Source organism: Streptomyces spirodelae, assembly GCF_017676385.1.
Lineage (GTDB): Bacteria > Actinomycetota > Actinomycetes > Streptomycetales > Streptomycetaceae > Streptomyces > Streptomyces spirodelae.
In genome coordinates, this window is the sequence record NZ_JAFFZN010000005.1 from 244,161 (window position 1) to 266,608 (window position 22,448).

The 22,448-nt window shown below is 68.3% G+C and carries 12 protein-coding genes; 8 read left to right on the forward strand and 4 right to left on the reverse strand.

The features are described from left to right. The first annotated feature begins 26 nt into the window (after positions 1–26). The 3 genes from JW592_RS08635 to JW592_RS08645 all read left to right on the forward strand — a co-directional run bounded on the left by JW592_RS08635 (position 27) and on the right by JW592_RS08645 (position 5,339). The gene (locus tag JW592_RS08635) at positions 27–2,882 is read left to right on the forward strand and encodes a SpoIIE family protein phosphatase (RefSeq protein ID WP_209264329.1); all 2,856 of its coding nucleotides are present in this window, start codon (positions 27–29) and stop codon (positions 2,880–2,882) included. 216 nt (positions 2,883–3,098) lie between these two features. Next, on the forward strand, positions 3,099–4,451 hold the full coding sequence (locus JW592_RS08640) for a type III PLP-dependent enzyme domain-containing protein (RefSeq protein ID WP_209264330.1): 1,353 nt from the start codon (positions 3,099–3,101) through the stop codon (positions 4,449–4,451). 108 nt (positions 4,452–4,559) lie between these two features. Continuing rightward, positions 4,560–5,339, forward strand: coding sequence for a DUF1266 domain-containing protein (locus JW592_RS08645; RefSeq protein WP_209264331.1), 780 nt, complete (start codon positions 4,560–4,562; stop codon positions 5,337–5,339). 223 nt (positions 5,340–5,562) lie between these two features. Here JW592_RS08645 and JW592_RS08650 read toward each other — a convergent pair whose 3' ends face one another. After that, complete coding sequence (locus tag JW592_RS08650; RefSeq protein ID WP_209264332.1) at positions 5,563–7,446, reverse strand: DUF2075 domain-containing protein; 1,884 nt, start codon at positions 7,444–7,446, stop codon at positions 5,563–5,565. 306 nt (positions 7,447–7,752) lie between these two features. On the opposite strand from JW592_RS08650, the gene pglW reads away from it, so the two are divergent. Together pglW and pglX are read left to right on the forward strand one after the other, a co-directional pair. Then, positions 7,753–12,507, forward strand: coding sequence for a BREX system serine/threonine kinase PglW (gene pglW, locus JW592_RS08655; RefSeq protein ID WP_209264333.1), 4,755 nt, complete (start codon positions 7,753–7,755; stop codon positions 12,505–12,507). Positions 12,508–12,562: 55 nt separating this feature from the next. Next, positions 12,563–16,186 (forward strand): BREX-2 system adenine-specific DNA-methyltransferase PglX, encoded by a 3,624-nt coding sequence (gene pglX, locus JW592_RS08660; RefSeq protein ID WP_209264334.1) that lies wholly within the window; start codon positions 12,563–12,565, stop codon positions 16,184–16,186. Positions 16,187–16,282: 96 nt separating this feature from the next. Here the strand turns inward: pglX and JW592_RS08665 are convergent, their stop codons facing one another. The 3 genes from JW592_RS08665 to JW592_RS08675 all read right to left on the reverse strand — a co-directional run bounded on the left by JW592_RS08665 (position 16,283) and on the right by JW592_RS08675 (position 18,090). Further along, positions 16,283–16,849, reverse strand: a complete 567-nt coding sequence (locus tag JW592_RS08665; RefSeq protein WP_209264335.1) for a hypothetical protein — start codon at positions 16,847–16,849, stop codon at positions 16,283–16,285. A 148-nt stretch (positions 16,850–16,997) separates the two neighbouring features. Then, positions 16,998–17,489, reverse strand: coding sequence for a peptidase inhibitor family I36 protein (locus JW592_RS08670; protein ID WP_209264336.1), 492 nt, complete (start codon positions 17,487–17,489; stop codon positions 16,998–17,000). Between the two features lie 154 nt (positions 17,490–17,643). Then, positions 17,644–18,090 carry a hypothetical protein gene (locus JW592_RS08675; RefSeq protein WP_209264337.1) on the reverse strand — a complete coding sequence of 149 codons (447 nt, stop codon included), beginning with the start codon at positions 18,088–18,090 and terminating at the stop codon, positions 17,644–17,646. Positions 18,091–18,189: 99 nt separating this feature from the next. On the opposite strand from JW592_RS08675, the gene JW592_RS08680 reads away from it, so the two are divergent. From JW592_RS08680 to JW592_RS08690, 3 genes are all read left to right on the forward strand, one after another. After that, on the forward strand, positions 18,190–18,555 hold the full coding sequence (locus JW592_RS08680) for a MerR family transcriptional regulator (protein ID WP_209264338.1): 366 nt from the start codon (positions 18,190–18,192) through the stop codon (positions 18,553–18,555). Positions 18,556–18,811: 256 nt separating this feature from the next. Then, on the forward strand, positions 18,812–21,472 hold the full coding sequence (locus tag JW592_RS08685; RefSeq protein WP_209264339.1) for a winged helix-turn-helix domain-containing protein: 2,661 nt from the start codon (positions 18,812–18,814) through the stop codon (positions 21,470–21,472). Positions 21,473–21,476: 4 nt separating this feature from the next. Then, the coding region (locus JW592_RS08690) for a phosphotransferase (protein ID WP_209264340.1) at positions 21,477–22,448 on the forward strand (972 nt) is incomplete at its 3' end.

Consider the following 22,448-nt stretch of genomic DNA (forward strand, 5'->3'; position numbering starts at 1 on the left):
ATCCGACGAACTGCTAGAAAAGGGGCATGCGCGGACTCTTCGGGCGCCGGTCGGCTCGGCGCGAGCGGCACCGCCGACTGCCGCCCGCCTCCGCGCGCTCCCGCGGCCCCGGCGCCGAGCGCACCACGGAATCGGGAACGTCCGGCGCCGGACAGCCACCGCCCCGCAAACGCCGCTTCCGGCTCCCCTTCGGTCCCCGTACCGTCGCCGGAGAGGTCTTCGTCCTCCAGGTGACGGTCATCGTGCTGCTGATGGTCGCCGTCGTCATCGCCTTCGTAGTGCACGCCCGGTGGGACAGCATCCGCCAGGCCCGCAAACAGGCTCTCGCCGTCGCCAGGACCTTCGCCCAGTCACCGGAAGTGATCTCCGCACTGGACGGGAAGAACCCCACGGCCAAGCTCCAGCCACGTGCGCAGGCGGTACGCGCGGCGACCGACGTGTCCTACGTCGTCGTCTGGAAGCCCGACGGAATCAGGGTCACAGCGCCGGAGCCCGGTCTGATCGGCAAGCGTGTCAGCGGGCCCTTCAAGGACGTCGTCGAGGAGGCCCGCGAGGGACACTCCACCACCGAGACCCTCCAGGCGGCACCCGGCCCGACCGTGAACTCCGCCGTTCCCGTCACCGACCCGGACGGCACCCTCATCGGGCTGGTGTCCACCGGAGTCACCGTCTCGCGGGTGAACCAGGGAGTGAAGGACCAGCTCCCCGTGCTGTTGATGTCGGCCGCCGGGGCGCTGGCCCTCGCCTCCGGGAGCTCCGCGCTGGTGAGCAGACGGCTGCGGCGCCAGACGCACGGGCTGGGCACCGAAGAGATGACGCGCATGTACGAGCACCACGACGCGGTGCTGCACGCCGTGCGGGAAGGAGTGCTCATTCTCGACGACACGGGGCGGCTGGTGCTCGTCAACCACGAGGCCAGACGGCTGCTGGAGCTGCCCGAGGACGCCGAGGGCCGCCGCGTCGACGAGGTCGGCCTTGGTGCCGGAATGGCGACGCTGCTGGCATCGGGCCGTACCGCCTCGGACGAGGTGCACCTGGCCAGGGGCAGACTGCTGGCCGTCAACGTCCGCTCCACCCGCGGTGGGGAGGGTCCGCCGGGCCGAGTGGCGACCCTGCGGGACACCACCGAGCTGCACGCGCTGGAAGGCCGCGCCGAGGGGGCACGGGAGCGGCTGCGGCTGCTGTACGAGGCCGGGGTGCGGATCGGCACCACGCTGGATGTGGCGCGCACCGCCGAGGAGCTGACCGAGGTGGCCGTGCCCCGGTTCGCCGACTTCGCCACCGTCGAGCTGTCGGACCCTGTGCTGCGCGGGGAGGAGCCCACCGCCGCACGCACCGACATCCGCCGCACGGCCATCAGCGGCATCCGCGACGACGTGCCCCTCCGCCCGGTGGGGGAAGTCGTCCGCAGCGTCACCGTTCCCAGCACCGGCCAGACCGTGGAGGAGAGCGGGCAGGCCGTGCTGGAGACCGACCTCCGGGAGGCGCACGACTGGCTGGCGCACAACCCCGAACACGGCAGACGGGCCCTGGAGTACGGCATCCGCTCGCTGATCAGCACCCCGCTGCGGGCGCGCGGCAAGGTGCTGGGCACCGCCGGCTTCTGGCGTACCGACCAGAGCGAGCCCTACGACGAGGAGGACCTGGCCTTCGCTGAGGAGCTGACGGCGCGCGCCGCGGTCAGCATCGACAACGCCCGCCGGTACACCCGGGAGAACGCCATGGCGGTCACCCTCCAGCGCAGCCTGCTGCCCCGCGGGCTGCCCGAACAGGACGCCCTCGAGGTGGCCTCCCGCTACCGGCCCACCAGAGCCGGGGTCGGCGGCGACTGGTTCGACGTCATCCCGCTGCCCGGCGCCCGGGTGGCGCTGGTGGTGGGCGACGTGGTCGGCCACGGGCTGCACGCTGCCGCGACGATGGGCCGACTGCGCACCGCAGTGCTCAATTTCTCCTCCCTCGACCTGACCCCCGAGGAACTGCTGGCGCACCTGGACGAACTGGTCGACAGGATCGACCAGGACCAGACAGCCGAGAGCAACGGCGCGATGGTCACCGGAGCCACCTGTCTGTACGCCATCTACGACGCGGTCTCCGGCCGCTGCACCATGGCCCGCGCCGGCCACCCGGGACCCGCTCTCGTGCTGCCCGACGGCTCCGTGGAGTTCCCCGACGTGCCTGTCGGGCTGCCGCTCGGGCTGGGCGGCGCACCGTTCGAGACGGCCGAACTGCTGCTGCCCCGCGACAGTCGGCTCGTCCTCTTCACGGACGGTCTCGTGGAGGACCGCGAACGGGACATCGACGACGGTCTCGCCCTTCTGCACGAGACGCTGACCGGTCACCCCGGCGAAACCCCCGAGGAGACCTGCCGGGCCGTGCTGGACGCCCTGCTGCCCGCCGAGCCCAGCGACGACGTGGCACTGCTGGTGGCCCGCGCCCGGGTGCTCGCGCCGGACCGGGTCGCGCAGTGGGACGTGCCCGCCGAATCCGGCGCAGTGGCCCCGCTGCGCGCCAACGTGAACCGCAAGCTGACCGAATGGGGGCTGGAGGAGGCGTCCTTCACCACCGAGCTCATCCTCAGCGAGCTGGTCACCAACGCCATCCGCTACGGCAGCGAACCCATCCGGGTCCGGCTGCTGTATCAGACCTCCCTCACCTGCGAGGTCGCCGACGGCAGCAGTACCTCGCCCCATCTGCGCCGCGCGGCCGCAACCGAGGAGGGCGGGCGCGGCCTGTTCCTCGTCGCCCAGCTCGCCGAGCGCTGGGGGACCCGTTACACGCCGCACGGCAAGGTGATGTGGACCGAGCAGAACCTGCACCCCGAGGCGAACGGCGCCGAGCAGGACGCCGACAGCCTCCTCGACCAGTGGAACGAGCAACTGTGACGCCGCCCGGTTCCCCTTCGGACCCCGGGACCGCCACCCCACTGGCGCCGGCCCCGCCCCACTGGCGCTGATCCCAACCTGGCGCTGATCCCGCCCCACTGGTCTCGACCTCTCGGCCCATCGCCTGGTTGACTGCCTGGGCCACCGCCCGGTTCGACTACCTGGGCGACCGCCTGGTTCGATCTACTCGACCGGCGCACGAGAAGGGAGCGACGAATGGTGCTGGACACCGTGACGCGCAGACAGGACGCGATCGTCGCAGGAGTCCGCGAGCGGTTGCTCGGCCCGCACGCCCCGGTCGTAGCGCTGCTGGACGTGGAGGGCATCAGGGAGGCCGCCCGGCAGCTGCACACCGCGTTCGCCGGCCCCTCCCCCGTGCTGCACACCTTCGCCGTCAAGGCGGCCTCGCTGGTGCCCGTACTGGAACTGCTGGCCGCCGAGGGGATCGGCTGCGAGGTGGCGAGTCCCGGGGAGCTGGCACTCGCCCGCGCGGCGGGCGTACCCGCCGCGCGCACAGTCCTCGACTCCCCCGCCAAGACCGTGGCCGAGCTGCGGGACGCGCTGGAGAGCGGTGTCGCGGTCAACGCCGACAACCGGCAGGAGCTCGCCCGCCTCGACGCCCTGGTCGCCGAGCGCTCCGCCGCCGGGCAGCCTCCCGGCGCCCCGCTCGGTCTGCGGATCAACCCCCAGGTGGGCACCGGTTCCATCGGCGCCATGAGCACCGCGACGGAGACCTCGAAGTTCGGGGTGGCGCTGCGCGACGAGGGTGCCGAACAGTGGATCGTCGACAGCTTTCTGGCCCGCCCCTGGCTGACCCGGCTGCACACCCACACCGGTTCACAGGGCGTGCCCCTGGAGCTGATGGCCGAGTCCGTACGAGTCGTCTTCGAACTGGCCGAACAGATCAACCGAGCGGCGGGCAGACAGCAGATCGACACCCTCGACATCGGCGGCGGCCTCCCGGTCAACTTCACGGGTGACGAGACCGAGCCGTCCTTCGACTCGTACGCGCGGCTGCTGCGCCACACCGTCCCGGGCCTGTTCGACGGCCGGTACACCCTCGTCACCGAGTTCGGCCGCTCGCTCCTGGCCAAACAGGGCTTCATCGCCGCACTGGTGGAATACACCAAGACCTCCGGGGGCCGGCGGATCGCCATCACCCACGCGGGAGCACACGTGGCGACGCGCACCGCGTTCGCCCCTGAGTCGTGGCCCCTTCGGGTGGGCGCCTTCGACGCGCAGGGCGCACCGAAGAGCACACCTGAGGTGGTGCAGGACGTCGCAGGACCGTGCTGCTTCGCCGGGGACCTGCTGGCGCGCGAGAAGGCACTGCCCGAACTGGAACCCGGCGATGTGGTCGCCCTGTGGGACACCGGCGCCTATTACTTCTCCACGCCCTTCCAGTACAACAGCCTTCCCCGGCCCGCCGTGCACGGCTTCTGGCGTGACTCCGACGGCGGTATCCGCTTCGCACTGGTGCGGCCGGCGCAGCAGCTCGATGAAGTGCTGAGGGACAGCGGCGCCGCACAGGTCGGTGCGCTGACCGCCGGGACCGCACCCGCACGCTGATCCGGGCCGGCAGCACGGATAGGCTCCCGCACTGTTCTCGGAAAGGTCCGTTCCGCACGGGGGTCGAGTGTGTTTGGTTTTCTCCGCAAGTCTCCGATATTCCCCTGGGTGGGCAACCGGCTTCGGTCGGCCCGCTCGGGAGGCGAGACGGAGCAGGCGGTGCTGCGCGGGCTCGCCTGCGGGGCACATCTGAAGTACGCCAACGGCAACCCGTGGAACACCGTCGCCGACCCGCGCCCGGCGCCCAATTGGGAGCGCACCCGGCTCAAGGCCATGTGGGGCGTCACCGACGCGTATCAGTGGCACGAGATGGTGCAGGAACTGCTCGACGGCCAGGTCTCCACCCCGCTGTGGGACACGGCCATGGGCGCCCGCGCCGCCCTCCTCGTACGACAGGAGGTCACTCCGGCGGCCGGCCGGCCGATCTCGGAGCAGGCGTGGAACGACGCCGTCGGCCAGTGGCTGGTGAACCGGCTCGGCCCCCGCCACCCCGAACTGAAGGAGACCTCCGCCGCCCTCCGCGAGACCATCGGTCGCGTACTGCGCTACGAGGCCCGCTTCCGCGAGGACGGTCTGCTCGCCCCGCACGACACTGTGCGCCGCACCCTGGCCTGGGACCTGGGCCGGGCCGCCAACATGGCCTGCTGGGGCGTCGACGCGGGCTTCGCCGACCCGGACGAGGCCCGCGAAGCGCTCCGCGTCGTCGGGACCGCCGCAGCGGAGGAGTACGGCAACTGGACCAACTTCTCCCTCGGCTACGTCCTGGGCCGCTGCCTCCACTTCGACGAGGACACCTTCGGCTCCTGGTACCGCGAGGTCCGCGACTCCCACCGGCTGCTGACGGCCGACCCCAAGAGCCCGTGGACGGCGCTGTCACTGGGACGCTGAGACGCGGTACCTATTGCGGCTCGGGGCACCGCCACGGTGCGGTGCCCGGGATCGCTGCCGCTGTCGCCGTCGCCGTCGCCGTGAAGCATGGACACGGACTGGTCTCCCCCAGGGCACGAGTGACTCGTGCGGGTGGGGGCGTGTCCTGCTGGAAGCCCGTCGGGCCGCGAATGTTCCCGGCAATCCTAGTAAACAGGCACGACTCAGCGCGGTAGTGGCCGCGTCACACGGCGGAGGTCTCGCGCTGAGCGCCGACCAGTTCGCGGAGCTTCGCCTGCGTCTCGGGATCGGTCGAGTACACCACAGTGCCGACCATGCCGCGTGTCAGCAGGACCTTGTAGGTGTTGCGGATGAGCCGGTCGACATCGTCGTCGGATGTCGACTTGCTGAAAGCCGGGTCCTTGGACGCCGTGCGGTCCGTGACCCACTGGTCACCGCGCCAGACCAGGTCGGGGCCGATGATGACGCCCGACCAGTCGTACTCGAAGCCCTGGGCCGTGTAGACGCACCCGACCTGCCCGAACCCGGCGGGATCGGTCGCCCAGAGGGCGGATGGGGGTGCGCCTGCCACCCCGCGGTCGCCCCGCAGGTTCCAGGGACGCGCCCAGTCGCCGATCACCACGTCTGTCGGCAGGGAGTCCCCCGGCTTCGGCTCGGGGGACCACTTCCAGCAGAAACCGGCCGACATCCGCGCACCGAAGCCCTGGGCGCGCCGTTCGTCGAGGAAGCGCTCCATCTCCTCCGGACCCTCGGCGATCCGCAGCTCCATCCGGTCGTCCGGCTCCCAGACGACGGGGCCGCCCTCCTCCAGTCCCAGGAGCCGCACGACCCACCGGAGATACGCGTCGCTGCCGCCGCAGCGGAACTGGCTGTCCAGGGGGATGACGGTGCAGTTGAGGTTCTTCTTCTCGGCTGCCGCCCTGATCTCGGCCTCGGTACCCAGTTCGCCGGGGCGGACGACCTGATGCTGGTCGAGGAGGAAGACAGGCACGCGAGCGGCGTCGATCAGCTCTTCCACCTGCGGTTTGCCAGTGCGGAGAGCGGCGGAGGTGTAGCGGTTGGCGGAGGTCTCCCGCATGCGGTGCGCCTCGTCGCAGATGAGCACATCGAGGGAGTTCTTCTCGGCGGCCATGAAGCTGTTGAAGTATTTGAAGAGGTCCTGCACCTCGCGCTTCCGGAAGCCTGCCACCTTGCGCATCGTCTTGGTGAACGCCTGCGAGCCGGTGGCGTGCAGCGCGGAAATCCCCTGCCGGTAGAGCTCGCCCAGCAGGGAGAGGGCGATGACGCTCTTGCCCGTGCCGGGCCCGCCGGTGACGACAACGACCTCCTTGCTGTCGGCCTGCTTCCCCCTCCGGACGGCGTTGAGGACCATGCGGTACGCCACCTGCTGCTCGTCCAGGAGCACGAACTGCTCCCGCTCGCGCACTTCCTGCGCGGCGACGGACATCAGTTGCTTCGACGGGCCCTGCTTACCGCTGAGAAGCTCATCGGCCATCGGCGCCCCGGGAGCCGTGTCGCTCAGTTTGGAGCGGAGGTACTTCAGGAACTCGCCTCGCTGCTGTCCGGTGAACATCTGGCCCTGGTCGTCCCGCTCGATCGCGCGCAGTCCGGCAACACCGAACTCGGTGGCGTTGTGCAGGTAGGCCACGCCACTCACACGGCGCGAGTGCTCGGCCAGAGCACCGTTGAAGTTGACGAGGTACTGGCAGTATCGGCGGACCTGTTCGATCGGGTTGAGGACGGGCCGTGCGTACATGTCGATGCGGCACAGTTCCGGGTCCTCCTCGTCCGGCTCCGCCTGCCCCCACTGCTTGAGCTCGACGACGACGTAGGAGGGCTCCCCCGTGGCCGGGTGCCGACCCGCGAGCACGGCGTCGGCCCGCTTGCTGTTGAGCGGGAGGGCGTACTCAAGGAGTACCTCGACATCGCCGAGGCCGGCTTCGTTGAGTGCGGTCACGAGCGCGGGGATGCTCCGTTCCCAGGAGCGGGCCTCCGAGGAGCCGACCCCGTGGCCGTGCTGGTGGAAGAACTGCTCGTTCAACTGGAAGAAGAGGGAGCTGTCCATCGCCATGGCGGCAACCGTCTTGGCGGACGCACGGAACAACAAGAGATGCCCCCAGGCAGCACGATGTGACTCGTGCGGGTGGGGGCATGTCCGTGTGTCTCCGGATGAACGGAGCGGAAGCCCGGCGGGCCGCAAATGACGATGCGATCGAGGATACCGGCGCCGCGTAGCCGTGTCGTAGAGGGCGTCGGCGATGACTGCAGCCGCGGAGCATCTGCACGTGAGCGGCGCGGATGTCGGCTCCCGCAGTTACGATTTTCACCTTGGTGGTGATCGCCTTGTGGGGGGCGGCAGTGGCTGGCGGCCCGTCAACCATCCACAGCAGTTTGAGAAGGCGGGGACGCGACGATGCGGGAAGGCCGGTGGACGACGGTCACCGAGTCCGAGTTCGACCATGAGCGGCGCGGTCTCGAGGCCATCCGCCGGCAACTGCCGGACGCGGACCCCTGGCGGGCCTGGTCGAACTTCACGTTCACCGCCAACACCGGTCATGTTCGGGAGGTGGACCTGCTCGTCGTCGCGCCCAGCGGCGTGTGGATGATCGAGCTGAAGAACTGGCACGGCTCACTGACCAGTGAAAACGGCACCTGGGTACAGACCACCCCACAGGGGCACCGGCGTCCGCACGGCAACCCGCTGCATCTGGTGAGCAAGAAGGCCCGGGAGCTGGGCGGGCTGCTGCGGCAGCGCGGTGGGCGCGCGTGGGTCGGCGAGGCCGTCTGCTTCACCGAGGACTCGCTGCGCATCCGGCTGCCCGGCCATGACCAGAACGGCGTGTTCAGCGTCGACCAGTTGGTCGCCATGCTCAAGCGCCCCCCGCGGGACGAGCGGCACCGCGTCACGCCGACCACCTCCCGCGAGCTCAAGGGGGCGTTGGACCGGGTGGGCATCCGGCGCAGCGACGCCGAGTACCGGGTGGGTCCGTATCAACTGGAGCGCAAGTCCTTCGACTCCGGGGAGACGTGGGCCGACTATCTCGCCCAGCACAGCGAGCTGCCCGAGTCAGCGCGGGTGCGGGTCTATCTGCGGGAGCGCGGCTCGGACGCCACCATCCGGCAGTCGGTGGAGAACGCTGCCCGGCGCGAAGCCGCCGTGCTGCAGCGGTTCCGGCATCCGGGCGCGGTGCAGTACAAGCAGTACCACCCCTCGGGGCACTCCGCGGGCCCGGCGCTGATCTTCGACTACCATCCGCAGACGCTGCGTCTGGACGAGTACCTGCTCCAGTACGGGGAGAAGCTCGACATCCTCGGCCGGATGGCGCTGGTGCGCCAGTTGGCCGAGACGATGCGCTCCGCGCACTCCAGCCGCATCCACCACCGGGCGCTGGCCGCCCGGTCGGTGCACGTCATCCCCCGCAACCGGGGCCGCCGGGGGCAGACGGTCGGGGAGGATGCCGCGTGGCAGCACCCGCATCTGCAGATCTCCGACTGGCAGATCGCCACCCAGCGCAGCGGCACGGGTTCCTCCGGCGCGGGCGCGACCCGGTTCGCGCCGACGGCGCTCTCCGCGATGCACCTCGCCGACGTCTCCGACCCCTACCTGGCCCCTGAGTTGACGGCGCTGAACGCCGACCCGGTGTCCCTGGACGTCTACGGTCTGGGCGTCCTCACCTATCTGCTGGTCACGGGCAAGGCCCCGGCGGCGAGCCAGGCGGAACTGGTCGCCCGGTTGGAGGCCGGTGAGGGCCTACGGCCCAGTGCGCTGGTGGACGGGCTCTCGGAGGACATCGACGACCTGGTGCAGGCGGCCACTGCCTATCGCCCGGAGCGGCGGCTGTCCACGGTGGACGAGTTCCTGGAGATGCTGGAACTGGTCGAGGACACCCTCACCAGCCCGGCCGACCCCGCCGTGGCCGAGGAGCCCGAGGCTCCGGAGAAGGACCCGCTCGAAGCCGTGACCGGGGACGTGCTCGGCGGGCGCTGGGAGGTCCTGCGCCGACTGGGCACCGGCTCGACCAGCCGCGCCTTCCTCGTCCGCGACCTGGAGCACGAGGCGCGCAGGACGCGCCCTCTTGCCGTACTGAAGGTGGCGCTGTCCGACAGCCGAGGCGAGGTCCTGGTCCGGGAGGCCGAGGTGATGGGGCGGCTGCGCCCCGACTCCCGCGTCATCCGGCTGGTGGAGCCGCAGCCGCTGCACCTCGGGGGCCGCACGGTGCTCGCCCTGGAGTACGTGGGCGACGAGCGCGAGGAGGCCGTCGAGTCGGCCTCCTCGGGCACCGGTCGCCGTCGGCACCGCGGGGAGACGGTCGCCCGGCTCCTCCGCGAGGGCGGGCGCCTGCAGATAGACCAGTTGGAGGCGTACGGCGACTACCTGTTCGGCGCCGTGGACTTCCTGGAGGGCGAGAGCGTCTGGCACCGGGACATCAAACCGGACAACATCGCCATAAGGGTCCGCCCCAACCGCACCCGGGAACTCGTCCTCATCGACTTCTCCCTGGCCGGCTACCCGGCCAAGAACCATGAGGCCGGTACGGAGGGCTATCTCGACCCGTTCATCGGCACCCTGACCCGCACCGCCTACGACTCGCACGCCGAGCGGTACGCCGTCGCGGTCACCCTTCATCAGATGGCCTCCGGCGAGCTGCCGAAATGGGGCGACGGCTCGGTCCTGCCCCGGCAGACCGACCCGGAGGAGTTCCCCTGCCCGACCATCGCCGCCGACGCCTTCGAACCCGCCGTACGCGACGGCCTGGTGCGCTTCTTCCGCAAGGCGCTGCACCGGGACGCCGCCGAGCGCTTCCCCGAGCTGAAGCCGATGCGGGACGCCTGGAAGAAGATCTTCCTGGACGCCTCGCAGACGGTGCCCTCCAGCCACCGCTCCCGGCACAGCAGCCATCCGGGACGCCCCGGCCAGGACGGACAGGAACCGCAGGAACAGCGGGCAGGGACAACGGAGTCGGCCGAGAGGACGCCGGACGGCACGCCCGCCATCGCGGACGCCGAACCGCTCTCCGCCGAGCAGCAGCGCGAGCAGTTGGCCCAGCAGGTCACCCGGGACACCCACCTGTCGGCGGCGGGCCTCACCCCGGCCGCCGAGTCGTTCCTCTACGGCCTCGGCATCACCACGGTCGGCGGTCTACTGGACTACAGCCGACGCAAGCTCCTCAACGCCCCCGGTCTGGGCGCCAAGACGCGCGGTGAGATCCAGCGCCGTCAGCGGCAGTGGGGTGAGCTGCTGCGCGAGGTCCCCGTATCGCCGTTGACCGCGCGTGGCAGGGCCGAGGCCAAGGAAGAACTGGCGCAACTGACCCGCGCCGAGTCGGCCGTCACCAACGCGGTCGCCACGGCCACCGGCCGGTCCGATGACCTGTCGGAATCCGCGCTGCGCGCCGTCAGCCTCGACACGCTGGCCACCGTCCTGGTCCCGGAGCTGAACAACAACGGCTCCAACCGCAACAAGGTCGAGATGGTCCGGCTGCTGCTGCGGCTGCCGGACGACCACGGCGCCCTGCCCGGTATCGGCGTCTGGCCCATGCAGAAGGAGGTCGCCGACGCGCTCGGGCTGTCCGCGGGCCGCATCCCCCAGATGCTGAAGGAGGAGCGCAAGCGCTGGAAGAAGCACCGGGGGGTGCAGGCGCTCCGCGACGAGATCATGGAACTGCTGGCCGGGCTGGGCCGCGTCGCCTCCGCCGTCGAGATCGCCGACGCGCTCGTGCTGCGCCGCGGCACCCAGCTCCCCGAGCGCGCCCAGCGGCGCGCGCTGGCGCTCGCCGCGGTCCGGGCCGTGGTGGAGGTCGAGCAACTCGAACCGGAGAGCGCCCAGTTCCAGCACCAGCCCAACCGCAAGGCCACCGAGGAGGCCCTGGGCGCCGGGCTGCTCGCCCTGGACGTACGGGAGGCCGACGAGGAGACGGGCACCGAAGGCGACCCACCCGACACCCCCACCGCCCCCGGCCTGCTCGACTACGCCTCCCGGCTGGGCAAGACCGCCGACCGCCTCGCCAAGCTGGACACCCTGCCGACGGCCACGACAGTCCTGGCCGAACTCGGCGCCCTCACCCCACCGCCCGGCGAGGTCGAATGGGACGAACGCCGCCTTGTCGAGCTGGCCGCCGCCGCGTCCACCAACGCGGCGGCCACCCCCCGGCTGGAGATCTACCCGCGCGACCTGGACCTGGTGCGGGCCCTGCGGCTCACCCAGGCGGGCCTGGTACGCCTGAACCCCGGCGTACCGGACGAGTGGCAGCCCGGACTGACAGGCCAGGACGTGCACGAGCGCGTACGCACCCGCTTCCCCGAACTGGTCGTCCCGGACGGCCGGGGCGGCACCACCCGCGACCTGCCGACCGCGGGCCCGCTGACGAAGGCCCTGCGCAGCGCCGGCTTCGACCTCACCCTCTCGCTGCGCGAGGACACCAAGACGCTGCGCTATCTGCCCACCCGGATGGACTCGGCCTCCAGCTATCTGACGACCGGCGCCTGGCGCCGCTCCACGGACGTCGGCACCGTCACCCGCTACTCCGACGACCCGACACTGGCCGACGCCGTACGGACCGACGAGCGCCTGCTCGCCTCCGCGCGACGGGACGGCTACCGCGTCCTGACCGTACGGGAAGCCCGCGCCTGGCAGGCCACCCAGGAACTCGGCGCGACAGACGGCCGGTTCCGCGCCCAGGTCGTCTCGGTGACCGAACTCTTCCTGGAGGCCATGCACGCCCTGGTCCCCGAGGGCACCAAGCCGACCTGGGAGACGCTGCTCAAGGCCGATGTCGCCGAGCCCGGCTCCCGGGGCGCGATGAAGTTCGCGGAGTACGCGCGTACGGCGTGGGGTTCAGTGGAGCCACGCGTGCGGGAGCTGCTGGGCGGCGGCGCGGGCGGCGGCTCCCGCTCGGGCTCTGGCTTCGGCTCTGGCGAGGGGCCGGTGCTGCTGACCGACGCCGCCGTCTTCGCGCGGTATGACGCGATGGGCGTGCTGGACCGCCTCGCGGAGGCGGCCCGCCAGGGCGGGCGCGGCCTGTGGCTGCTGGTCCCGCAGAGCGACCCGGCCCGGGAGCCGAAGTTGGGGTCCGTCGCCGTCGCGTACCAGGCGGGCCTGGGCGAGTGGATCACCCTGCCGGAGTCGTGGGTGCAGAACGCGCACCGGGCGGGGGCGAGCAGCAAGTGAGCGGCGAGCGGATGAAGCGTGCAGTTCGAAGGTTCGAGTTAGAGGGAGACGTCGCGTGATCGACCGCAAGGCTCTGTTGAACGACCTCAAGCAGCAGGTCAAGGCGGTCGAGAGTGATCTCGCACAGCAGGTGAAGCTGGCGGGTGACGTCGGGGCCAAGCTGCGGAGTGAGTACGACCGGGCGAAGAAGCTCGGGCGTACGGCCGCCACCTGGAACAGTTGGCTGGACGAGCGGGTCACCCAGGTCGCGGTGGCGTGGGTGCTGGGTACGGTCTTCGTCCGGTTCTGCGAGGACAACCGGCTGATCCCGGAGCCGTATCTGACGGCCCCGGAGGACGACCGCCGGGATCTGGCGCTGGCCCGGTACGAGGACTATGTAGCCACGGCCGACGACCCGACGTACCGGGGTTGGATCGAGCGGGCCTTCGACGAGCTGGGCGCCGGGCAGGCCGGCCGACTGCTGTTCGACCGCCGCCACAATCCACTGTTCCAGATCCCGCTGTCGCACGACGGCGCCCGGGAACTGGTCGAGTTCTGGCGGGAGCGGGACGAGGCGGGCGTCCTCGTCCACGACTTCACCGACCCGCTGGAGGAGGACGGCGACGGTACGCGGGGCTGGGACACCCGGTTCCTGGGCGACCTGTACCAGGACTTGAGCGAGGCAGCGCGGAAGACGTACGCGCTGCTCCAGACCCCGGAGTTCGTCGAGGAGTTCATCCTCGACCGGACGATGACCCCTGCGGTTGGGGAGTTCGGCTATGAGGGCCTGAAGATGATCGACCCGACGTGCGGGTCGGGACACTTCGTGCTGGGTGCGTTCCGGCGGTTGGTGCGGTTGTGGGCTGAGGGCCGCCCCGGTGTCGACTTGCACGAGCGGGTGCGGGCTGCGCTCGATTCGGTACACGGGGTTGATGTGAACCCGTTCGCAGTGGCCATTGCGCGGTTCCGGCTGCTGGTTGCGGCGATGGCGGCGAGTGGGATGCGCACGTTGGAGGAGGCCGGGCGTTACGAGTGGCCGATGCACTTGGCAGTGGGCGACTCGCTGATCAAGCACCGGCATCGGCAGGGGAACCTGTTCGATGAGTCGGAGGAAGAGGGCGCCGACGAACTCGCGGACTTCAAGTACCAGACGGAGGACGTGCACAAGCACCCGGACATCTTGAAGCCGGGCCGGTACCACGTGGTGGTGGGGAACCCGCCGTACATCACAGTGAAGGACAAGCGGCTCAATGAGCTGTATCGAGAGCTGTACAGCGCTTGTGCGGGTACCTACGCCCTGTCGGTGCCGTTCGCTCAGCGGTTCTTTGAGCTGGCGATGGAGAGGGAGAAGGAGAGCGGGCTCGGGTACGGCATGGTCGGGCAGATCACGGCGAACTCCTTTATGAAGCGGGAGTTCGGAGCGCGACTGATCGAGAGCTATTTCGGGCACGAGGTGGAGCTGACGGAGGTTATCGACACCTCAGGGGCGTACATTCCGGGGCATGGGACGCCGACAGTTGTCCTGGTCGGTCGACGACGAACAGGAACTGTTCGAACGGACACCGTGCGAACAGTTCGTAGCGTACAAGGTGAACCGCGCGCTCCGGAGCTAGGCAAAGAGGGCATGGTATGGAAAGCAATCACCGACCAGATCAACGAACCCGGGTCAACTGGTCAGTGGGTGGCTGTCGATGATCTGAGCAGGGACGCATACTTCCGCCGCCATCCCTGGATTCTCTCCGACGGTGGAGTTGAACTGGTCTCGGCAATATCACTCGTATCCACCGAAACTCTCGGGCAGATCGCGCAGACCATCGGCGCAGGCGCGGTAACGCGCGAGGACGACGCTTACATGGTCGGAGCAGGATATTTGCGACGCCACAGCATTCCACCCTCGCAGCAACGTCCCATTATCGAAGGGATTCACGTTCGCGATTATTCGATCTCGAATGGCACGTCTTCCATCTGGCCCTATTCCGACCGGACCCTCAAGCCGGAGGCCACAAACTCATCCCTCATCTCGCTCTGGCCGTTCCGAACACTACTCCAAAGTCGCATCGCGTTCAGCAAGACACAAGCACAGAGAGGGCTAGCATGGTTCGAATATTCCATGTTTTTCAGAGATCGATACCGAACTCCTCTATCGATCGCGGCACCCGAAACGGCTACGTTGAATCATTTTGCCCTCGATCGCGGCGGAAAGGTATTCAAAGACACGGCACCTGTCATTAAACTCGACGAAAATGCCTGCGAGGAAAGGCATCTGCAACTCCTGGGGGTTCTGAACAGCTCAACAATTTGCTTCTGGCTGAAAATGAACTGTCACGACAAAGGGATCAGAGGTGAAGGAGGGGGTTTCACGAGTTCCGAGTGGGAACGCTTCTACCAGATCAAGGGCGCCAACCTGGCACGCATTCCATTGCCGCAAACCTTTCCGACTACTTTTACGACTGCCGTTGACACCCTCGCCCAGCAACTGATGGCAACCGGCCCCTCAACCTTCGCGCCCGAGACAACCCCCACCGCCCCAATCCTCCGCGAAGCCCGCGAAACCTGGCACTCCACCCGCGCCCGGATGATCGCTCTCCAGGAAGAACTGGACTGGCAGGTCTACTCCCTCTACAACCTGCACCCCGAAGACCTCCGCGTCTCCGAGGACCCTGACTCCCCCGACATCCCGGAACTCGCGCTCGGCGAACGCGCCTTCGAGATCGTGCTCGCCCGCAAGGTGCAGGCCGGGGAAGCCAGCGACGAATGGTTCAAGCGGCACGGCTCCACGCCCATCACCGAGATCCCCGAGCACTGGCCCGTCGCATACCGCGAGGTGGTGCAGAAGCGGATTGATGCCATTGAGTCGTCCCGGGCCATCGGCATGGTGGAAAGGCCCGAGTACAAGCGGCGGTGGGCGACCGAGGGGTGGGACGCGCTTCAGGAGAAGGCCCTCAAGTCGTGGTTGCTCGACCGGATGGAGAACAAGGAGCACTGGTACGACGAGAACGGGATGCCCGCGCTCGTCACCCTCTCCCGGCTCACCGACGCGCTCTCCCAGGACGAGGACTTCGTGTCCGTCGCGAAGATCTATGCGCCCCGCAGGGAGCTGGCGACCGTCGTCGGCGAGCTGATAACCGACGAGCACGTGCCGTTCCTCGCCGCCCTGCGCTACAAGCCCTCCGGGCTGAAGAAGCGGGAGGACTGGGAGCACGTCTGGGACCTCCAGCGGGAGGAGGACGCGGCGCCGGACGAGCCGACCAAGCGGAAGATCCGCGACAGCATCCCCATGCCGCCCAAGTACACCTCCGCCGATTTCCTCCGCCCCTCCTACTGGCGGGCGCGCGGCAAGCTGGACGTGCCGAAGGAGCGGTTCATCTCCTACGGACAGACCAACGTGGCGAAGCCGGAGCTGTACGGCTGGGCCGGGTGGGACCACCAGGAACAGGCGTACGCCCTCGACGCCTACATCGCCGCGCACGAGGAGCTGACCGCCGAGCAGGTGGCGCCGTTCCTCGCGGGGCTGCTGGAGCTCCAGCCCTGGCTGGACCAGTGGCACGACGAGTTCGACGCCACGTTCGGTGCCTCACCCGCCGCCTTCTTCCGAGGCGACCGGCAGATGGTCCAGGGCCAGCACGGCCTGACAGACGACGACCTGCGCGCCTGGCGGCCGGCTACCGCCGCCCGTGGACGGCGGGCCACCAAGAAATAGCCGGACGGTCCCGCCCTGCTGCCCGCCCCCGCCCAAGCCGGCTGGGGGCGGGCAGCGGGACGGAGAGCCCGGCGGCCCTGCGCGTGGGCGGCAAACTCACATCTGACGTGGCCGCACCCATTGGCGAGTCTCTGTGCACCAGAACCAGAGTTGCTTCCCTGACCCCTCTTGCACCCATGCCTGCCAAGTTTCGCGATGAGTGTCCCAGGACACCCCGGCAGGCTGGTCGCCAAAGTGGTCGAACGTGACCTCGGGCAGCAGAGCCACAGCCTTTATGACCTCGGAATCATCGACTGGCAGGCTCACCTTGACCTGCGTATCTTCGACTTGCAGCGTGTACCGGAAGCGTCTGTCCCCGACGGTAGGGGCGGTCTCTTCTCGTCGTCTTCGAAGGACTTTGACCAGCCGTTCCGGGATCTTCGTGGTCAGCGCATCACCCGCTTTGCTGCCCAACGTGCCTATGACTGACTGCAAGAAGGGCGCTAAGGCCAGGGTCACAGTGACCGTGTAAATGTAGTCACTACCTGCTGACTGTGTCCCTTCACCACCGCTGCCAAAGCCGCCGTGGAAGAACTGCTCTGTCACTTCCACGCACAGCAGTTCGGGATTGACCGCCGCGACTCGCTGCCACTCCGGGCCTTCCGTATATGTCCGGGTCGTCACCGCAGGAGTGTCACATGACTCGATCGGGCGAACAAGGCGCACGGGAGTACGACTGACAGCCGTCACAAAATGTGGAGACCGCCTACAGGGTCCCACAGCTCTCTGCCCCGCCTGTTGGGCGAGGCAGAGAACTCAGCAGCATCGTGGCCTACAGCCCGCGAGACGCATAGTCGTAGCGGTCGTTGTAGCGGACATACGCCTTCTTGCCCTCGAAGTACTCGAAAGGGTCGAGCTGGTGCGCCTTTGCGTCCTTGAGGAAGTAGTTGCGACTTTCGCAACCGCCGCGCGCCCAGAACGACGACACCTTGTTCCGCCAGTACTTCGTGAACTTGAACTTCTTGCAGTGCGCGGCCGTGGTGCTCCACTTGGCCATCGCGCCACGCCAGTTGCTGTGCTCCCACACGCAGTACCATCCCGCCGTACAGGACTTCGCGGTGGCGTTCATGAGCACCCGCACCTGGCCGCCCTCGTACGAGATCTCGTTGTTGCTCAGCTTGGTGCCATGCGGGACCGCAGCCATGTAGCTGTCGACCTTCGCTGAGGCCGCGCTGGGCGCTGCCTGGGCCGGCAGTACGGTCAATCCGCCGGCGATGATGCAGCCGGTACTGATCGCGACACCGGCCTTCTTCAGAGACTTCATAAGACGTGTTTCCCCCTTCCGCGCCGAAAGAAATCGGCACGGCGAACACGCTACGCAGCGCAGGTTCGCGCGGACAGCAACCACGGGTCGAATTCCCCCATCCCCCCAGCGCGGTAGTCGACACAGGTCCTGCCCAGCGAATTACCGCACGGGTTTACACGCACTCCTGCACTGGTTCGTCGGTCGCGCCCCGGGAGTGCCACCACGGCAGAAGCTGCACGACACCGAACGCCACCTCCACGACCAGGAAGGCCCACAGCAACCGCGTGGCTCCGTGGGTCAGCGCGTATGCCTGCCACATCGCGAACAGTGCCCGCGCCGCACCGTCGAACAGTCCGTGGACCGGAAGTGGCCTGACGATCCGCAGCAGCGCCCAGACGACCACCACCGAGCCCATCAGGTTCGCGTACAGGATCTGCATCGGATCGAGGGCGGGCAGGCCGCCAAGCTCCAGCGCATCGCCCACCCATGACAGTAGGCCGTGCAGGTGCGCGTACGTCCATGGCGTCGCGAATCCCGCCGTGACGACGAGGTCATACCAGGCGCTTGCCCGTATGACGCGGAGATACGTGCGACCGGAAGGGTGGAGTGAACGCGTCATGGTCAGGAACTCCTGCTGTTCTGCTGCGCTTCGGCAAGGACAGCGTCACGCTAAAGAGTGGAGTACGCTCCAAGGTCAAGTCCGAGGGGGCGGATACTCATGCGCATCGGGGAGTTGGCCGCACAAACCGGCCTGAGCAAGGACGCCATTCGCTTCTACGAGAAGATCGGTCTCGTCACCGGCCGAAGGCTGGCCAACGGCTACCGTGACTTCCCGCCGGAAGCGGTGCTCTGGCTGCAGTACGTCCGCACCGCGCAGAAGCTGGGCTTCTCGCTGACCGAGATCGCACAGCACGGCGAGGAACTGCGTGACGCACCGGATTCCGCCGACGCACTGTCCGCACTTCTTGCGGAGAAAATCCAGCTCATCGACGCCCGCATCGCCGAGCTCGCCACCCTGCGGGCCGACCTCGCAGCGCGCGTCGGTACGGGGTGCCCCTTGCGAGCCGCCGAACAAGTCGGCTGAGCACACACGACGACGGCCCCCGCGCCGTCGACCGGTCGCGGGGGCCACCGCCAAGAATTGACAGATGCGGCCCCTCGCGCCTCTCCGCCCCCACCCGCTGGTCGTTCTCTTGGGCGGGCGGGTCGGAGCTGCATCAGGTCTTTAGGGTCAGAAGCCCCCACAGTCTGCCCGTTGACCCAGAGACCTGTGCTTGACTACTCGTCAGTGACTGGTTGCTACGCGTGTCTGGTTCCGCTTGTTGAGGAGTAGCTTCTGTATGACTAGGCCGGATTTGCGTGCGTTGTTCCGTTCGAATGATCGCGAAGTTAAGGCGGTCGACTTCTTCGCCGACCGGCGCGACGAATGGGACACCGTGGTGGCCAGCCTCGTACGGCACACCCAGCGGGTGCAGAGGGCCGGGTTCGATGTCGAGGACCTGGAAGCTCCCCGCCGGAACGTACTGGTCTTCTACGGCGTCGGCGGAATCGGCAAGTCCACACTGTCGCGTGCCCTGACTGAGCATCTGAGAGATCGTGAAGGTGGCGACAGCGGCTGGTCTCCTCTCGATCCACAGGTGGGGCGAGTGGTGCCGGTCCGCGTGGATCTGTCCCGGGACTCGGGCGGGGACTTCGAGTCCCTGATGCTGAGCCTTCGGCTGGCAGCGGCGGATCTCGGGCAACCGATGCCGACGTTCGACATCGCATTTCAGCGCTACTGGGACCGCAACCATCCAGGTGAGCCACTGGATGAATATCTGCGCCGGCGTACGTGGTTCAGTCGTTTCTCGGGGACCCAGTCGCTGTCCGAACAGATGCAGTCGGCGTTGGCAGATGTTGCGCAAGCGGTGGCTCTTCCCGGAACCACGGGCGCCTTGGTCGGACAGGGGCTGCGGTCGCTGGTTCGCGCTCTGCGCGAGCGGCGGCATCAGATCCGTTCCCTCGCCGAGTGCCAGCGCCTCGCCGACCTGCTCGAGGCTGAGCCCGACCTCGAGGCGCTCAGCTACTACGCCCATCTGCTTGCTTGGGATCTCGACAGGGTTCCTGCGAAGCACCGGGCGACGCCGGTCGTGCTCCTTGACACCTTCGAGGACGTCGGAGATCGCGTGCATCGTGATCTCGAACGGCTGATTCAGCGTGTGGTGTGGCTGATGCCGAACGCCCTCTTCGTCATCACTGGACGCAATCGTCTGCAGTGGGACGATACGCGGCTCGAGGGCCAGTTGGATTGGGCAGGGCCTCAGTTCTGGCCTCAGCTCGCCGGAGGCGCGACTGAAGAACCGCGGCAGCACACCGTGGGCTACCTGTCGGCAGAAGACTGTGAGACCTACCTGTGCAAGCGGCTCACCATGGCCGGGCAACCACTGATGGATGACCGCACGCGGCACACCGTCACAGCCAACTCCCACGGACTGCCGCTGTATTTAGACCTTGCTGTCATGCGCTTCCTAGATCTCTACCGAGAGTATGGGCGGGCCCCTGAGCCGACCGAATTCAACTTCGACTTCCCGGCCCTGGTCGCACGGACATTCCGGGACCTGTCTCCGAACGTGCGACAGGTTCTGCGGGCCGTGAGTCTGTTGGACTCCTTCTCCGTCGAGCTGGCTGTCGCTGCAGCAGGACTCGACCACGATGCGCCCGCCCTGGAACTGGTGGAGCGGCCCTTCGTGGATGCTGATCCAGGCGCGCCATGGCCGTACCGCGTTCATGCACTGGTCCGGGAAGCGGTCCAAGAAGCCGATTCCACAAGCGAGGATCGCTGGAGTACGGCCGACTGGCAGAGAGCGGCGCAGCGGACGTTCGACGCCCTGGGTCGTGAGGCGTCCGGCGATCGGATCCATCTGGTTGCTGCGTTGCGCCAGGGTCTGAAGCTGGCACGTGATTACGGCTTGGAGCTCGGCTGGTTGACGGAGGCGGCGTTCCGCTATGTCGACGACTTCGTCTGGGAGCCCATCGAGATTCCCGCCCTTCCGTCTGCCGAGCCTGGCAGCGAGGAGATCAGCAGTGCTGCGGAGGCCCTGGCTGCGGCGCTGCGCGCGATCGCGCAACGCCAGCGCAGGCACCGCAGCTGGACCGCCGAGCAGCTCCGTATGGTCCTGGATTCGGACCTCCTCCCCGAACCCTTGCGGGAACTCCCGCGATACTTCCTCGCGGAGTGCGATCGGGATCTGGGCAACCTCGACGACTCTCTGGACGGTATGCAGCGGGTTGTCGATGCTGGCGGGCGACTGGCTCCTACAGCCGCTCGGGGCCTCGCGCACTTGGCCCGCCGGGTGGGGCGATTCCCACAGGTACGGGACGTGGCGGAGACCCTCGGGGCGGAGGGCCGCAAGGACCGCGTACTCGGCGATCTGTGGTGGACGCAGGGAAGCATGGCCTTGGCCTGCTCGGCGTATGCAGTGAGCCGTGATGAGGCGCTGCAACTCGGCCACGCGGGTGAGGCCGCCCTGTCCCAGGCATGCCTGGCCTTCGCGTCCGCCTATCAGGACCGCCCTCGTGCTGCGGAACAGATCGCACGCGCCCGAGATCTGCTGGGCGGCGTCTCGATCCGGTGGGCGGAGGTCCAGACACGCATCGCCGAACTCGTACGGGACGCCGGCGTCGAACCCGATCTCCCGGAGCGGGCCGAGGAGGTGGTTGCGCTGGCGAGTGAAGCCGGGCTGTCGTCTTCGGTCGCCTACATCCGCTTCGCCGTTTGTCTGCATGCAGCGGTCCTGGGCTCCGCCGAACTGCTGTCCCAGGCCAGGGCGACGTTGAAGGAGTGCGTCCGTGGTGAAGAGTTCGCCTATCTGGCAGAACTCTCCTACCTCATCGCAGACGATGAACCCCCTGCCGAGCTCCCCCGGGCACAGTGGCTGGACGGGCAGGACCAGGTCCGGGCACGCTGGACCGCCATCGCAGAGGATCGGCGTCGGGAAGCCGCAGTGAGCAGAGGAGAGTGACCGGGTGGCGAAGTACACCACCTCAGACCAGCTCGATGTCTCCGCCCTGGCCGAGCAATACGCTCTTGATCAGGTACGACTTACGCCTCTCGCGGGTGGGGCGGCGAACTCCAGTTTCAGGCTGTCCAGCGTCTCCGGTCAGTTCGTCCTGACGATCCTCGACAACCATGACTGGCCCAGCGCTCGGCGTCTGGCGGCGCACACTCAGGCCGCCTTCCGGCTGGGCGTGCCCACCACGGAAGTCGTCCCCTCTGTCGAGGGAGCGCTGATCATCGAGATGGGCGACCGACCCGCGATCCTCAAAAAGTGGATCCCAGGAGAGGTGCAGCAGCCATTGCCGGTGCCGCTCCTCCCTGATGCGGGACGCATTCTCGCTCAGTTGCACGCGCTTTCACCGCGATCGCCGGGCCTTGAGGACGTCCCAGCCGGGACCCGGAGACTGTCCAGCAACCACATGGCGGAAATTGCGAAGTTCGCCGACCGGGACTTTGCGCTCTGGCTGACGGGTTGGCTCGAGCGTGTCGAGGCCGTCGAAGCGGGGCGTGAACGCCGCAGCGCGGTGGTGCATGGCGACCTCTTCGCGGACAACGTCGTCGTACGTCGGGACGGTCACCTGTCAGTGCTGGACTGGGAGACGATCTCTCTTGACGATCCCCTCCTCGATCTCGGAATGGCGGCCGTAGGACTTGCTCAGGACGCCGGGAACCTGGTCCCGGCGCGACTGGACGCCCTTCTCTCCGGATACCAGGACATCGCACCGCTGTCGGACGAGGATGCGGCAGCCCTGCCGATGGAGATCGTGCACGCTGCGTTGATCATCGCCACCGCTACTACCGGCACAACATCCGCTTCCCCGACCCGGCCAAGAGCTCCATCCACAACGAGATGCTGCAGTTCGTGGATTCGGTGGAGAAAGCGACCTCGTTGCGAGGCTGAGAGGGGTCGGAACAGACTCTCACCAGCGCCAGGTTGGGCT